General features: G+C 41.3%; 12 protein-coding genes. 8 read left to right on the forward strand and 4 right to left on the reverse strand.

What is annotated here, in order from left to right; all coding sequences use genetic code 11:
* Window positions 1-179: 179 nt before the first annotated feature.
* From clpP to KNQ97_RS06160, 3 genes are all read left to right on the forward strand, one after another.
* Window positions 180-785 carry an ATP-dependent Clp endopeptidase proteolytic subunit ClpP gene (clpP, locus tag KNQ97_RS06150; protein WP_000289452.1) on the forward strand — a complete coding sequence of 202 codons (606 nt, stop codon included), beginning with the start codon at window positions 180-182 and terminating at the stop codon, window positions 783-785.
* Between the two features lie 101 nt (window positions 786-886).
* Window positions 887-2,200, forward strand: coding sequence for an ATP-dependent Clp protease ATP-binding subunit ClpX (gene clpX, locus KNQ97_RS06155; RefSeq protein WP_001289250.1), 1,314 nt, complete (start codon window positions 887-889; stop codon window positions 2,198-2,200).
* Window positions 2,201-2,347: 147 nt separating this feature from the next.
* Window positions 2,348-3,064 (forward strand): DUF2846 domain-containing protein, encoded by a 717-nt coding sequence (locus KNQ97_RS06160; protein ID WP_001269745.1) that lies wholly within the window; start codon window positions 2,348-2,350, stop codon window positions 3,062-3,064.
* 24 nt (window positions 3,065-3,088) lie between these two features.
* Here KNQ97_RS06160 and KNQ97_RS06165 read toward each other — a convergent pair whose 3' ends face one another.
* The 4 genes from KNQ97_RS06165 to KNQ97_RS06180 all read right to left on the reverse strand — a co-directional run bounded on the left by KNQ97_RS06165 (window position 3,089) and on the right by KNQ97_RS06180 (window position 8,928).
* Window positions 3,089-3,643 carry a DUF2059 domain-containing protein gene (locus tag KNQ97_RS06165; protein ID WP_000155519.1) on the reverse strand — a complete coding sequence of 185 codons (555 nt, stop codon included), beginning with the start codon at window positions 3,641-3,643 and terminating at the stop codon, window positions 3,089-3,091.
* A 141-nt stretch (window positions 3,644-3,784) separates the two neighbouring features.
* Complete coding sequence (locus KNQ97_RS06170) at window positions 3,785-5,311, reverse strand: fumarate hydratase (protein WP_000207467.1); 1,527 nt, start codon at window positions 5,309-5,311, stop codon at window positions 3,785-3,787.
* 227 nt (window positions 5,312-5,538) lie between these two features.
* Window positions 5,539-7,683 (reverse strand): phosphate acetyltransferase, encoded by a 2,145-nt coding sequence (pta, locus tag KNQ97_RS06175; RefSeq protein ID WP_001092295.1) that lies wholly within the window; start codon window positions 7,681-7,683, stop codon window positions 5,539-5,541.
* Between the two features lie 42 nt (window positions 7,684-7,725).
* Complete coding sequence (locus KNQ97_RS06180; protein ID WP_031987238.1) at window positions 7,726-8,928, reverse strand: acetate/propionate family kinase; 1,203 nt, start codon at window positions 8,926-8,928, stop codon at window positions 7,726-7,728.
* Between the two features lie 762 nt (window positions 8,929-9,690).
* On the opposite strand from KNQ97_RS06180, the gene edd reads away from it, so the two are divergent.
* The 5 genes from edd (at window position 9,691) to KNQ97_RS06205 (ending at window position 16,071) form a co-directional block, all read left to right on the forward strand.
* Window positions 9,691-11,544 carry a phosphogluconate dehydratase gene (gene edd / locus KNQ97_RS06185; protein WP_253611981.1) on the forward strand — a complete coding sequence of 618 codons (1,854 nt, stop codon included), beginning with the start codon at window positions 9,691-9,693 and terminating at the stop codon, window positions 11,542-11,544.
* Window positions 11,545-11,564: 20 nt separating this feature from the next.
* Window positions 11,565-12,185: a bifunctional 4-hydroxy-2-oxoglutarate aldolase/2-dehydro-3-deoxy-phosphogluconate aldolase gene (gene eda / locus KNQ97_RS06190; protein WP_000034283.1), complete on the forward strand. Its 621-nt coding sequence runs from the start codon at window positions 11,565-11,567 to the stop codon at window positions 12,183-12,185.
* Between the two features lie 195 nt (window positions 12,186-12,380).
* Window positions 12,381-13,739: a gluconate:H+ symporter gene (locus KNQ97_RS06195; RefSeq protein ID WP_000450961.1), complete on the forward strand. Its 1,359-nt coding sequence runs from the start codon at window positions 12,381-12,383 to the stop codon at window positions 13,737-13,739.
* A 17-nt stretch (window positions 13,740-13,756) separates the two neighbouring features.
* On the forward strand, window positions 13,757-14,269 hold the full coding sequence (locus KNQ97_RS06200; RefSeq protein WP_001978744.1) for a gluconokinase: 513 nt from the start codon (window positions 13,757-13,759) through the stop codon (window positions 14,267-14,269).
* Between the two features lie 173 nt (window positions 14,270-14,442).
* Window positions 14,443-16,071, forward strand: a complete 1,629-nt coding sequence (locus KNQ97_RS06205; RefSeq protein WP_001072702.1) for an NADP-dependent glyceraldehyde-3-phosphate dehydrogenase — start codon at window positions 14,443-14,445, stop codon at window positions 16,069-16,071.
* Window positions 16,072-16,158 lie beyond the last annotated feature (87 nt).

Here is a 16,158-nt window from a genome sequence, read left to right on the forward strand (position 1 = left end):
CAGGAAAAGGCGCTTTAGGCGCCTTTTTCATTTTTAGGTATATGGTTAATTTGAGTACGTCTTAAGTACTTAGGTATAAATAATATAATATTTCAGTGCGAACCTTTTGCAATTTGAGAAATTATCCCGCATATTGTTGCCATAGGTTAAGTCACAAAAAATTTAGGAATAAATAACGTATGTATGTTCCAACAATTGAAAATGCTTTAGTTCCTGTTGTGGTTGAACAATCTTCTCGCGGCGAACGTTCTTTTGATATTTATTCACGACTTTTACGTGAGCGCGTCATTTTTCTAACTGGTGAAGTTGAAGACAACATGGCAAATTTGATTGTTGCCCAAATGTTGTTCTTGGAAGCTGAAAACCCAGATAAAGATATCCATCTTTATATTAACTCGCCAGGCGGTTCGGTCACTGCTGGTATGGCGATTTATGACACGATGCAATTTATTAAACCTGATGTAGTGACATACTGTATGGGGCAGGCTGCATCTATGGGCGCATTCTTATTAAATGCTGGTGCTAAAGGTAAACGCTATTGCCTTGAAAATGCACGTGTAATGATTCACCAACCATTAGGTGGATTCCGTGGTCAAGCATCAGATATTGAAATTCATGCTCGTGAAATTCTATTTATTAAAGAGCGCTTGAACCGTTTGATGGCAGAACACAGTGGTCAAGACTATGACACGATTGCTCGTGATACCGATCGTGATAACTTTATGACTGCACAAGCAGCAAAAGAATATGGCTTGGTCGATCAGGTATTAAGTAAGCGTCCATAAGGGAAAATATTAAGTGGCTTGAGTTATTGGAAAACGCCTCCATATAGTCATTTAACCCTATCGCTTGCCCTCATATTTAAGATTCTATTTGTGGAGAGAATATGTCCGAACATCCTCAAGGACAAAAACATTGTTCATTTTGCGGTAAAACGCAGTCTGAAGTCGGGAAACTGATTGCGGGCGAGGACGCATATATTTGTAATGAGTGTGTAGATGTCTGCTTAGACCTTGTACAAACCAGCCAACAGGTTGAAGCAGGTGACTGGGCGAGCAAGGCATTGCCAAAACCACATGAAATACGTGCTGCGCTTGATCAATATGTAATTGGTCAGGATCTTGCCAAAAAGACATTATCTGTTGCCGTTTATAACCATTATAAGCGTTTGAAAGTCGGGCAATCTGGTCATGTGTCTAAAGATGTGGAAATTGCTAAAAGTAACATTCTACTGATTGGGCCTACCGGTTCAGGTAAAACATTACTTGCTCAAACATTGGCTCGTTTGTTAGATGTGCCGTTTGCAATGGCAGATGCGACTACTTTGACTGAAGCGGGTTATGTTGGCGAAGACGTTGAAAATATCGTACAAAAACTTTTGCAAAAAGCAGATTACGATGTAGAAAAAGCTCAAAAGGGCATTATCTACATTGATGAAATCGACAAGATTACACGTAAATCTGAAAATCCATCGATTACTCGTGATGTGTCTGGTGAAGGTGTACAACAAGCTTTGCTTAAGATGATTGAAGGTACTGTAGCTTCAATTCCACCACAAGGTGGACGTAAGCATCCGCAGCAAGAGTTCATTCAAATTGATACCTCAAATATCCTATTTATTTGTGGTGGTGCATTTGCTGGACTGGAAAAAATTGTACAACAGCGTCAAGAGAAAGGTGGAATTGGCTTTACGGCTGATGTTAAAAACAAAGATGAAACCAAAAAACTTGCTGAATTATTCCGTCAAGTTGAGCCAACTGATTTAGTTAAATTTGGTTTAATTCCAGAATTCATTGGCCGTTTACCAGTGATTGCAACGCTTGAAGAGCTTGATGAAGAAGCGTTAATGCAAATTCTAACTGAACCGAAAAATGCATTAACTCGTCAGTATCAATACCTGTTCAATATGGAAAATGTTGACCTCGTATTTGAAGATTCAGCTTTACGTGCAGTGGCTAAGCGAGCGCTTGAGCGTAATACCGGAGCTCGTGGCCTACGTTCGATTTTGGAAAATGTTTTACTTGAAACGATGTATGACTTGCCAAGCCGTACAGATGTAGGAACAGTTTTCATTAATGAAGCAGTCATTAATGGTGAAGCTGAACCTGTTTATAAGTCAGAACGTCAGCCTAAAGAAGCAGTAACACATGAAAGTGTTGCTAAGGCAGATTTAAAAGTAATTGATTCGAAGTCTGCTTAGATTTCATTCATCTAAAAAGCATGAATTGCCTCGGTGATTCATGCTTTTTTTGTTTTCAATTCATGTAGGTGATGTTAATCTAAAAAAACAAAATACGCATAGTTTTGCGGTATAGAAAAATCAAAAGAAAACGCTTTGAGGGATGTCATGCGTTATTTAATTATTGCTTTAAGTTGTGCCACATTACTTGCAGGTTGCCAAAGTTCATCACACTTAGAAAAGAATTCAGGTGAGCTGACTGCCACTTTACCTAAAGTTGATGTTGATAAAGAACCCGGTTTATTGGATCAATATCGTTTAGGCGGCTTCACTGTAGGGGGTTGGGTAAATCAAAAGTTAGGTCAGACATTTGCCCCAGTTAAACCCCAAAATGAGCAGGCAGCAGTTGTCTATCTTTACCGTCCAGACACGAAATGGAATCGTCAAGAAATTGCAGCCATCAATTTATTTGTAAATGGCAAACGAATTCCAAGTTTATTGCATAACCATTATTACTGGATTGAACTGCCAGCAGGAACTTACCGTATTTCAGCGAGCCGCCCTTTGTTGGGGATTCATTTTCAAGAACCTAAATATATCGATATTACGGTAGATGCAGGAGCATCTTATTATTTGAAGTATGATGAAGAAAATAAAATGGACCGTAGTGAGCACACGGGTCCATTTATGTTAATGCAAGATAATATTGGTCGTAGAGAAATTGCATTTACCGAGCTTAAATCTTCTAGCTACAATTTTGTTGCTGAAGATGCTTCAGGGAAAATACGTCATAAACCCCAAGAATTAAAACCTGCTAAATATAATGAAAAGTCAGATGTACATCTGATAAAACCATTTAAATTGTGGAACCCCTTAACGTGGTAACAATTTGAGGTCGATAAAGAAAAGTTAAGACTTTTCTTTATCTTTCATTAAGGGTGCAATAATTTTTAGCATTTCTTCTTGCATATGATCTCGTGCTTTAGGGTCATTAAAAGTTTGCTGTCCCAATTCCATCATATATTCTGAAATTTGCCCCATAATCTGTACGTTTTTACGGGTAATTGATTGGCCTTCTGGGGTTTTCAAAAACTTTAAATTTGCTTGGATTTCTTCTTCGGTATACGTTTTTAAATAAATATCTTGTAAGGCTTGAGTCGTTTTAGGGCTGCTAATCAGCTGGTTACTCGAATCTTTTAAAAGTAAGCCTAACTTTTTCGCTGCCTCTTTTTCTTTCGGGCCTAAAGTTTTGATGCCCGTAATATTGCTAATGATCTGTTCTGCTTGTTGATCATAGTAAGGCGTTAACTCATTGATTGACTCTTTCAATAGATAATCAATTTGGCTCATTTGCATGAGTTCTTTCACTGAACTTAACTTGGCAGGAGAAGCAAATAAGCTTGTGGTAATACAGCTTAGGCAGAGACTGATTGAAAGATTTTTAAGAATAGGGCGAATAGTCATGAAATGACCTATATGCAGTGTAGGGCGGGTGGGTATATTCATTAATAGCACAGATTGGCGAACCAATTGTTACAATTCTTTTCAATTTCAAAAAAATATTAAAAGGCATAAAAAAAGCACCGAATCCGGTGCTTTTCTTGATTAGCCAGCTGCGGCATCGATTACTGGAATTTTACCAATTTTCGCTTGCCAGATTTTTGGAGCTACTGCGTGAATTGATGTACCGTTTACATCAACTGCAACAGATACAGGCATATCTTCCACTACAAATTTGTAGATTGCTTCCATACCCAAGTCTGCAAATGCAACCACTTCAGCTTCGCGAACAGCTTTAGATACGAGGTAAGCTGCACCGCCCACTGCCATAAGGTAAGTTGCTTTGTTGTCCTTGATTGCTTCAATTGCTGTAGGACCACGATCAGCTTTACCGATCATACCGAATAGACCAGTATGCTCGAGTACTTTACGTGTGAATTTGTCCATACGTGTAGCCGTTGTAGGACCGGCAGGACCAACCACTTCATCACGTACCGGATCAACAGGGCCAACGTAGTAAATAAACTTACCTTTAAGATCAACCGGTAATTCTTCACCATTGTCGATCATTTCAACCATACGTTTGTGTGCAGCATCACGACCTGTGTACATTGTGCCGCTAAGAAGTAATGTGTCGCCCGGTTTCCAAGAGTCCATTTCTTCTTGAGTAATGGTATCAAGGTTTACACGTTTAGATTGTGAAGCATCCCAAGTTACAGATGGGTAGTCTTCAAGTTTTGGTGCTTGAATATGAGCTACACCTGAACCATCAAGCTGGAAGTGGGCGTGACGAGTCGCAGCACAGTTAGGAATCATACCTACTGGTTTGCCAGCAGCGTGACATGGGTAGTCTTTGATTTTAATGTCAAGAACAGTCGTTAAACCGCCAAGACCTTGTGCACCAATACCAAGAGCGTTTACTTTTTCAAAGATTTCGATACGAAGTTCTTCGATTTTGTTCTCTGGTCCACGGCGAAGTAATTCGTCCATGTTGATTTCTTCCATGAGTGCTTCTTTCGCAAGCATCATGGCTTTTTCAGCAGTACCACCAATACCGATACCGAGCATACCAGGAGGACACCAGCCTGCACCCATAGTTGGAACGGTTTTAAGAACCCAGTCAACAATCGAGTCAGATGGGTTAAGCATCGCAAGTTTAGATTTGTTTTCTGAACCGCCACCTTTAGCAGCAACAGTAATATCTACTTTGTTACCTGGTACGAGTTTGTAGTGAATAACGGCAGGGGTGTTGTCTTTTGTATTTTTACGACCAAATGCAGGGTCAGCAAGAACAGATGCACGAAGAACGTTGCTGTTTTCAAGATAACCTTGGCGAACACCTTCATTTACTGCATCGTCTAAGCTCATTGTTAAATCAAATTTAACATCTAAGCCCACTTCAAGGAAAACGTTAACAATACCAGTATCTTGGCAAATTGGACGATGACCTTCCGCACACATGCGAGAGTTAATTAAAATCTGTGCAATTGCATCCTTTGCAGCTTTGTTTTCTTCGCGATCATAAGCACGGCTCATCGCTTGGATAAAGTCTTGCGGGTGATAGTACGAAATAAACTGTAGGGCGTCCTTGATTGATGTAATCAAGTCATCTTGTTTGATAATCGTTGTCATACCAAAAAATCTCTTGAGCGGGCTGTTAGCTAGCGGGCTAAATTATATGACAAAAAGACAATCTTGTGGGGGATTGGTTGATCTTTTGACCGAAAGTCGAATAACACAAAGGCTAAGTTATTTAAAATTAAGAACAACCTAGAATCAGGCTTATTCTTTAAAAAATAAAAAAAGCCATTTGAGCGGATATCAAATGGCGAGAGGTAGAAAAGATTAAATGATATTAATTATTTGGCAGCAGCTTGCTGCTCGGCCTGAATGGCTGTTAATGCAATAGTAAAGACGATGTCATCTACTAAAGCACCACGAGACAAGTCATTGACTGGCTTATTTAGGCCTTGCAGCATTGGGCCAACGCTAACTACATTTGCTGCACGTTGTACTGCTTTGTAAGTCGTGTTACCCGTATTTAAGTCTGGGAAAATAAATACATTGGCACGGCCAGCAACGCGTGAGTCTGGCGCCTTTTGGCGTCCTACACTTTCAACTGAAGCCGCATCGTATTGTAGTGGACCGTCAATCAGTAAATCAGGGCGACGTTGCTGTGCAATTTGAGTCGCTTGCTGTACTTTCTCAACATCAGCACCTGTTCCAGATGTACCAGTTGAGTAGCTGATCATGGCAATACGTGGATCAATTCCAAACGCTTTTGCAGAGTCAGCAGACTGAATCGCAATTTCGGCAAGCTGTTCGGCTGTAGGGTCTGGGTTAATTGCACAGTCACCGTAGACATAGACTTCATCCGGTAAAAGCATAAAGAAAATGGATGAAACCAGTGAGTATGCTGGAGCGGTTTTAATCAATTGGAAAGCTGGACGCACTGTATTGGCGGTTGTATGAACTGCCCCTGAAACTAATCCATCCACATGATCTAGAGCTAGCATCATGGTGCCGAGAACTACAGTATCTTGTAATTGCTCTTTAGCTTGTAGGTCGTTGAGTTTGCCTTTGCGGAGTTCAACCATTGGTGCAATATATTGGTCACGGATCTGATCTGGATCAATAATTTCTAACCCGGCCGGTAACTCGATACCACGTGCTTTTGCTACGTCATGTACAGCTTCTGGTTTTGCTAACAAAATACAATGCGCAATACCACGAGCCTGACATATAGTAGCAGCTTCAATAGTGCGTGGCTCATCACCTTCTGGAAGGACAATCCGTTTTTTAGCTGCAATCGATTTTTGTACCAGTTCATGACGGAATGCAGAAGGGGAAAGGCGTGGTGTAGCACCGTTATTACTATGCTGTTTAAGCCATTCGACATCTATGTGACTGGAAACAAATCGGGTCACTTGTTCGGCACGTTCAGTGTCATCGGTTGGAATTTCATTACCAAAATCGGATAAACGCTGCGCAGTTTCTAGTGTATTTAAATGGGTATGTAAAATTGGCAACCCTTGTTTGATAGCACTTTGGCAAAACTCTAAAAGCTTGGGAGCAGGAGCTTCACGCTCAGTCAGCACCAAGCCTGCCAGTGGAATACCATTACTGGTGGCGAGACTACTTGCCAGTAATACATCGGTACGTTCAGAGGCGCTAATGATCAGTTCACCAGCAATGAATTTATTCAGTTCATATTCAATGCTTGATGCAATTAAACTTGAGTGCAAAATACGACGTGTTTTTGCTTCGCCTTGATTTACCCATTGGCCATCAATCACGCTGGCGATGTCTAATGTTCTAGGTACACTTAAGGTATTACTAAACGGAACTAGACCAATAATTGGTAAATCGCTTGATCCAAAGTAGCGGTTATATTTTTGCAATTCTGCCGTAAATTTTGCGATGTCTTCAGTTGGACGTAACGACGGGTCAAATGCGACAGGTATTTGAGCTGTCTCTTCAGACAACCCGCGTGTACGCATAAAGAGTACGCCCGCTGTTCGGTTAGAGGTTGCACCACCAAACTGCCGTAAGTGAGCTTCAACTTTCTCTGCTGTTTTACGTGGGTTTTGAATATCTGCTGTACTGACTAAAACCACTTCAGCATCAAGCGCTTGTGCAAGGCTTGCATTAAGTTCACTGGCAAAATGGTCTTGCCCATTTGGTAATAAGCCTTCAACAATAATCACATTATTATCTGCTGCGATACTGCGATGAAGACTTACTGCTTCTTCAAGTAACTCATCGACTTCACCAGCCGCAATGCGTTGGGTTAGTTTTTCATGAGAAATGGATTGGACAGTTTTGCTTTGAAATAAATGACCAAATAAAGATGTAGTTCGGTCTAAATTTTCTTGATCTACCTGAGAGAACGGTTTTAAAAAGCCTGCTTTAATCCCATTACAATCAAGTGCATAAATCATACCTAAGCAGGCAGAGGTTAAACCAACCCCTTCACCTGTAGGAATTAATAAAATTGTATTCATATAAACCTATAAATAAATGAATAGCGTTTTTGACTTCTGTAATTAAGCAAGGCTAACTTCAGGAGATGTATTTTGTGAAACCTCTACAACCTGACGAGTTTCTTTGGCAATACGGCCTTCTTCATCGGTTGGAATCACCCAGATTTGTGGACCTGTGCCGCTATCAATACGGCCTTCTGTACCACGTTTTAAATTATTGTTCTGGTCTTTATCGAGCTGTAAACCGAAATGAGGTAAATAAGCTAGAGTTTTTTCACGTATATAAGCTGAGTTCTCACCAATACCGCCTGTAAAGATCAAGCCATCAATAGTTGGTAAACCACAGCTTAGGGCAGCAAGTGATTTTGCAAGGCGATAGCTAAATACTTCAATCGCAAGGCAAGCATCTTCATTGCCATTTTCAGCAGCTTCAATCACTGTACGCATATCGTTAGAGAGTTGTGATAAGCCAAGTAATCCACTTTCGTTATTTAAAACTTTATCGATTTTTGCTAAGTCCCAGCCAAGATTTTTAGCAAGGAAGCTGTGTAAGCTTGGATCGACATCACCACTACGTGTTCCCATTACAACACCTTCAAGTGGAGTAAGGCCCATAGAAGTATCAACACTTTGTCCATTCCACACTGCACAAGTCGAGCTACCATTGCCCAAGTGTGCTGTTAACCAACCGCCTTTTTGGAATTTTCCTGCCAGTTCACTGCCGCGGTCAGACACATAAGCATGGCTTGTACCGTGGAAACCATAGCGACGAACATTATGTTCTGTATATAAAAACTTAGGGATTGCATAACGGTATGCATGTGCAGGCATAGTTTGATGAAATGCGGTGTCAAATACGGCAACTTGAGGTAATTCAGGGAAGAGGCGCATCGTTGCTTCAATCCCGATTAAGTGAGCAGGATTATGAAGCGGTGCAAGCGGAGTGGCTGCACGAATACGTTCTACAATTTCAGGGGTGAGTAATTCAGCTTTGGTAAGGCTTCCACCATGTACGACACGGTGACCGATTGCTTGAGGTTTATAGTTTGCAAGACGTGCAAGTAAAGTTTCTAAAGCTTTGGCGTGGTCAGCATAAGGAATTGAAAGCTCTAGCGGTTCTCCCCCGACGGTAATCCCTTTAATACGAGCATCAGCTGCCCCTAAGTTTTCTGCTAAACCGTAAATACGATCTTCACGACGCTCTGAAACCAGTGCGTATTTAATAGATGAAGAACCGCAATTAATAACTAATACTGATGTAGCCACGTTGAAATACCCAAGTCCTGATATAAAAATAGTTTTCCTAACTTCCTGATCAAAAGGCATTAATTGTGTGATGCATTAAGAGCAGGTTGTGATGTTTTAACATGTGTTGTTTTTCTGTCCAAGATAGACTTTAGCCCATTAGACTTAAGCACTATCGACCATTAAATTTTTTATAACTAATATTCGCTCAGTATAAAGCTTAACCACTGTATTTATTGTTTTTTTGTAGAAGAATTAAACAGTTTTTTGTATATATTTATGAAAGCTAGATTTCTATTTAATGTATTTTTCAAATATTTGGGATAAATTTTTTAAGAAAAAAGAAGTGCTGTTATTTTAATCAAACTAGAGGGGAGTATTACAAATAATATACGTAAATGAAATTAAATTTTAATCGTTTATATATAGGTTAAAATGAATAAATCATAAACATTTTTAATATAAAACTTAGTATAAAAAAGTCGGTATTAATACATTTATAAGAATAATTTATTGCTTTGATATTATGAGAATTTTCTCATAGTTAATAGAGGCAGATTTACCAATAAATATAGTCAAAAATAAAACCAGCTTCTCGTTTAAAACTTAAACATAATTTGTATTTAATACCGATGCTCGAGTATTACCGTAAAGTTGACTAGGGCTTGCATGTCGCTTTTTGCCTTAATAATATTGTTCCTCCCCCTTATCAAATGATGATGAAATATATCATTTGGTCTATTTTTATGTTCCGGCTTATCCGGTTGTACAGGAGCGTCCAGCATGGACTTGCCGAATCCAGTATTGGCAAAAGTTACTGAACGTGTAATTGCGCGTAGCCAAAAAACTCGTTCTGCATATTTACAACGTATTGAACATGCCCAAGGCAAATTCCCAGCTCGTGGTGCACTCTCATGTGCCAACCTGGCTCATGGTTTTGCTGGCATGGAAGATAATGAAAAATTAATTATTAAAGTTGGCCGTGAACCAAATATTGGCATTGTGTCTTCATATAATGAAATGCTTTCAGCACATGCCCCATATAAAACATTCCCTGACATTATAAAAACAGCTGCACGTGAAAATGGTGGTGTTGCACAGTTTGCGGGCGGTGTGCCGGCAATGTGTGATGGTATTACTCAAGGTAATGCCGGTATGGAATTATCACTATTTTCACGTGAAACCATTGCGATGGGGACTGCGATTGCACTTTCCCATAACATGTTCGATGCCGCATTGTGTCTCGGGGTATGCGATAAGATTGTTCCGGGCTTGCTGATTGGTGCTTTGCAGTTTGGTTATCTACCAGCCATTTTTGTACCTGCGGGGCCAATGAGTAGCGGTTTGTCGAATGATGATAAAGCTAAAATCCGCCAGCAATTCGCCACAGGTCAAGTGGGCCGCGATGCCTTACTTGAAGCTGAATCGGCTGCCTATCATGGTCAGGGCACATGTACATTCTATGGTACTGCGAACAGTAACCAAATGTTGATGGAAGTGATGGGCTTACATTTGCCAAGTGCGGCATTTGTTCATCCTCATACACCATTACGTGATGCGCTCACTGCCGAAGCTGCTAAACGTGTACTTGACTTAACTGCCGAGCGAGGCAACTACACGCCGATTGGCCATGTTATTGATGAAAAAGCCATTATCAATGGTATTGTGGCTTTACTGGCTACAGGTGGTTCAACCAACCATACGTTGCATCTTATTGCGATTGCACGTGCGGCTGGCATCTTAATTGACTGGGATGACTTTGATGAGTTGTCTGCTGTTATTCCATTGCTCGCAAAAATCTATCCAAATGGTAAGGCCGATGTAAACCATTTCCAAGCTGCGGGTGGGGTAGCCTTCCTTATCCGTAACTTACTTGAGGCTGGTTTGTTACATAACGATGTGACGACCATCGCTGGTAAAGGTTTACAGCATTACACCAAAGAACCGAAATTGATTGACGGTAAGCTTACTTGGGTTGACGGGGTAGTTCAAAGCCTTGATGACAAAGTACTCCGTAGCATTGATGCGCCGTTTCAGCCAGATGGCGGCTTGCGCTTAATGCAAGGTCGCCTTGGCCGTGGTGTTATCAAGATTTCTGCGGTTGCACCAGAGCACCGTAAAGTGAAAGCACCGGCAATTGTTTTTGACTCGCAAGAAGCGGTACAGGCAGCGTTTGATCGTGGTGAATTACACCGAGACTTTATTGCGGTTGTCCGTTTCCAAGGTGCGCGTGCTAATGGTATGCCTGAGTTGCACCGCTTGACTCCTGTGTTGGGTGTTTTACAAGATCAAGGCTTCCATGTTGCATTAGTAACCGATGGCCGTATGTCTGGTGCTTCAGGCAAAGTGCCGGCAGTCATTCATTTGTCTCCAGAAGCGTTATTGAACGGCCCGATTGGCAAAGTTCAAACTGGGGATATGTTAATTATTGATGCTGAAGCTGGTGTACTCGATATTGAGTTAGATGAGCAGACTTGGCAGTCACGTCCTGTTGCTCAACCAGAACATCAGGCAGAAAACGAAGTTGGTTTTGGCCGTGAATTATTTGGTGTGTTCCGTGCGGCAGCAGCGCCTGCTGAACATGGCGCATCTGTGTTTGGTGCACTTGTTGGCGAAGAGCCACAAGGGCAGATTTAAGACAAAGGAATTACAAAGTAATGAGCAAGATTGAAGATGTTGTCAAATTAGGTCCAGTAATTCCGGTGTTGGCTTTTGACTCTGCCGAACAAGGTGAACATGTATCACGTGCGTTGCATGCTGGTGGTGTAAAGGTACTGGAAATTACTTTACGTACAGCAGCTGGGCTTGCTGCCATTGAACGTGCATCTCAGTTAGCAGATGACATTGTGGTGGGTGTGGGAACAATTACCAAGCCTGAGCATTGTGCGCAAGCTAAAAAAGCTGGTGCTAAATTTGGGGTATCACCTGGTTTGACCAAAGACTTACATTTGGCTGCACAAGATGCAGGTTTACCTCTTTTACCAGGCGTAATGACACCGAGTGATCTCATTCAAGCGATTGAGTTGGGCTACGACATTGTGAAGTTTTTCCCTGCTCAACAGGCAGGTGGGGTTGAGATGCTAAAAGCATTTTATGGTCCATTTCCAAACTTACGTTTCTGCCCAACAGGTGGAATTACAGCAGAGACAGCTCCAGATTTCTTAAAGCAACCTAATGTGGTGTGTGTAGGTGGGTCATGGTTAACGCCTAAACCTGTTGTCGCTGCACAAGATTGGGCTGAAATTACCCGTTTAGCCCAAATTGCAAGTCAGTTGTGAGTTTTACGAAAGTAATTGTGGTTTAAAAATCTAAAGTGTCTTTTAGGTGCTTTAGATTTTTTGTGATGCTGTGACTGGCGGTTGCCAGTCATACTAAATATAAAAAATGAGTGCTTCAACAATGAGTATATCTCTGGTTGAAGGCTTTTATTTAGGCAGTGCCTAGATAACATTATTCCAAGGAGAAAGTGTCACATGGAGACGGTTCAGGGTGGCATGTTGCTTGTCTATACTTTAATTGCGATCGTTGCTTTGATTGTCATGATCGCGAAGTTTAGAATTTACCCCTTTTTAGTTCTTATTATTGTTTCTCTTGGTTTAGCTCTTGCAGTTGGCATGCCAATGGACGGGATTGTTAAATCATATGAAGCAGGTACCGGTAAAACACTAGGTCACCTTGCGATTGTGATTGCGTTAGGAACCATGCTTGGCAAGATGATGGCCGAGTCAGGTGGTGCAGAGCGAATAGCAATTACTTTAATTAAATGGTTTGGTGAAAAACATATTCACTGGGCCATGATGTTCATTGCGTTAATTGTAGGGCTTCCGGTATTTTTTGAAGTTGGTTTTGTACTTCTTATTCCAATTGCATTCAATATTGCCAAACGTACAGGTAAATCATTATTAATTGTTGGTTTACCTATGGTTGCGGGTCTATCGGTCGTACATGGGTTGATTCCACCGCATCCAGCCGCTTTGCTTGCGGTACAGGCTTACCATGCCGACATCGGTAAAACCATTATGTACAGTTTGTTGGTTGGCGTCCCGACGGCGGTTGTTGCAGGTCCATTGTATGCATTATGGATTAACAAATATGTCAAATTGCCTGAAAATAATCCTTTAGCAAAGCAGTTTGTTGAAGCAGATGCTAACAACACACGTGAATTGCCGAGCTTTGGGATAACCTTATTTACGATCATGCTACCGGTTGCATTGATGTTAGTTGGTAGTTGGGCAGATGTTTTCTTTGCACCAAAAACGTTCCCAAATGAGTTATTACGCTTTATTGGTACTTCTGATATTGCATTGCTTATTGCTGTTTTGGTCAGCTTTATTACTTTTGGCACCATGCAGGGTTTTAACCGTGAACAAATTGAAAAATTCTGTGGTGGATGTCTAGCTTCAATTGCCGGTATTTTGCTGATTGTTGGTGCTGGTGGCGGTTTCGGCGGTATTCTAAGAGACAGTGGAATTTCTAATGAAATCGTCTCTACTGCTTTAAAAGCAAACCTTTCACCATTGTTATTAGGATGGCTTGTTGCTGCTCTCATACGTCTGGCAACAGGTTCGGCTACTGTTGCGATGGCCACGGCTTGTAGCATTGTTGCACCTATTGCGGCAGCAGCAGGTGTAGTCGTTAGACCTGAACTTTTAGTATTAGCGACAGGTTCTGGATCATTAATTTTCTCGCATGTAAACGATGCTGGTTTCTGGCTAATCAAAGAATATTTTGGAATGACAGTTGGGCAGACACTGAAGACTTGGTCTGTACTGGAAACAATTATTTCGGTACTTGGTTTGTCTTTCACATTGTTGCTTAGTGCTGTTTTGTAATTAGAGGTAGGTAATCCATGATAGTGATAGCAATGGGTGTTTGTGGCACAGGGAAAACCCTTATTGGTGAGTTGTTATCAGAGCGTTTGGCTTGTGAGTTTCTTGATGGTGATACGCTTCATTCAGCTGCAAATAAAAGTAAGATGAGCCAAGGTATCCCTTTAACCGATGAAGACCGCTTGCCGTGGTTGCAAGCTATTCGTCAGGCAATTGAAGCAAAACAAAGAGATGGTGAAACGGCTGTGTTTACATGCTCATCTTTAAAGCGGATGTATCGCGATATTTTAAGAGGGCAGGACCAGAATGTTAAGTTTGTATATCTAAAAGGTTCTTATGAACTATTACAGCAAAGACTTGCAGAAAGATCTGGTCATTTTTTTGATCCGGCATTGTTACAGACCCAACTAGATACATTAGAGGAACCTGATGTGAATGAAGCAATTGCTATTGATATTGCTCTCACACCAGAACAGATCATTGAACAAGTTATCCAGAAGCTAGGGGTAACTGATAGTGTGTGTCGGGGGTAAATTCATCTAGAAAATATCGAAACTATCCATGCTTTAAGAATTCACCTTGTGGTCTGCGGTTCAAGCAAGGTGAGTACTGATAATAATAGTGGTATTAATCCGAATAAAACCTGATTACAGGGGCGAGTTCGGGAATATATAAAAGACATACAAATAATAAGGTATTAAGAAGAATGAATCAGTTAAATAATTTACAGCATAAATTTCCAGTAGTGGACGGTATTCCTGAAAGTGTACGTTTGCCATCTCAAATTCATCAGCGTGTCTCACTCGTGGATGGTGAGTTGAAGTTATGGGCTGGTGCAACCAAGAAAACATTATCTCCGATCTGGATACAGCAGCCTGACGGTAGCCTACAGCAAGTTGAACTTGGTAGTTACCCAGTCATGGGCGAAAAAGAAAGCGATGAAGCATTAGAAGCAGCGGTACGAGCTTATAACAATGGTCGTGGCGAATGGCCAATGATGAAGGTTAGTGAGCGTATTGCATGTATGCAAAATTTCATTCAGCGCATGGTAGAGCAACGAGATTTGATTATTAAGCTGATCATGTGGGAAATTGGCAAGAGCTTGGCCGATTCAGAGAAAGAATTTGATCGTACTATTACCTACATGCGTCAAACCATTGATGCCCTGAAAGATCTGGATAATGCTAACTCCCGCTTTGTAATTGCTGAAGGCACCATTGGTCAAATTCGTCGTACTCCATTAGGTGTTGTGTTGTGTATGGGGCCATACAACTACCCGCTAAACGAAACCTTTGCAACCCTGATCCCGGCTATGCTGATGGGTAATACTATTATTTTTAAACCACCTCAATTTGGAACTTTACTATTTGAACCATTGCTAGAGGCATTTCGTGATTCATTTCCAAAAGGGGTGATCAATACCATTTATGCACCAGGTTCTCTAGTAGTGCCGCATTTGCTGGCATCTGGGCAAATTAATGTGCTGGCATTGATTGGTTCTAGTAAAGTAGCTGATCACTTGAAAAAACAACATCCTAAATCTCACCGTCTGCGTGCGATTTTGGGGTTGGATGCTAAGAATGCAGCTATCATTTTGCCAGATGCTGATTTGGACCTGACAGTGAAAGAGTGTCTGTTGGGTGCATTGTCATTCAATGGTCAGCGTTGTACAGCTTTAAAAATGCTGATGGTGCACCGTTCGATAGCCGATGAGTTTGTTAACCGTTTAACGACTGAGCTGGCTAAGTTGAAAGTAGGTATGCCGTGGGAAAAAGGTGTATCTATTACGCCGCTACCAGGTATGCACCGTACAGCCTACATGACTGAAGTGATTGAAGATGCAGTGGCAAAAGGAGCAAAAGTGGTTAATCCGGAAGGTGGTGAATTTTGCAAAACCATGTTCTATCCGGCCGTAGTTTATCCAGTGACTGAGGGGATGAGACTGTATCGCGAAGAACAGTTTGGCCCAGTGGTACCAGTTGCTGTTTATGATGATATTGAAACTGTATTGGATTATGTCACTACTTCTGATCATGGTCAGCAGGTGAGTATTTTTGGTAGTGACCCAGCGCAAATTGGCCATTTGGTCGATACACTTGTACATCAAGTTTGTCGTGTAAACATCAACTGTCAGTGTCAACGTGGTCCTGATGTATTCCCATTTGGTGGTCGTAAAGATTCTGCAGAAGGTACACTTTCTGTGCATGATGCGCTTCGTGCATTCTCGATCCGCTCTATGATTGCGGCTAAACAGACGGATGACAGTAAAGGTATGCTGGCTTCTATGGTGTCTGAGCACTATTCGAAATTTGTGAATACCGACTTTATTTTCTAATTGATCTATGGTTAAAAAAACCAGCCTTCGGGCTGGCTTTTTTATGGGAAATAACAAAATAAAAACGCCTGATATGGATCAGGCGTT

The organism is Acinetobacter sp. UC24323, from assembly GCF_024151445.1.
GTDB classification, from domain to species: domain Bacteria; phylum Pseudomonadota; class Gammaproteobacteria; order Pseudomonadales; family Moraxellaceae; genus Acinetobacter; species Acinetobacter baumannii.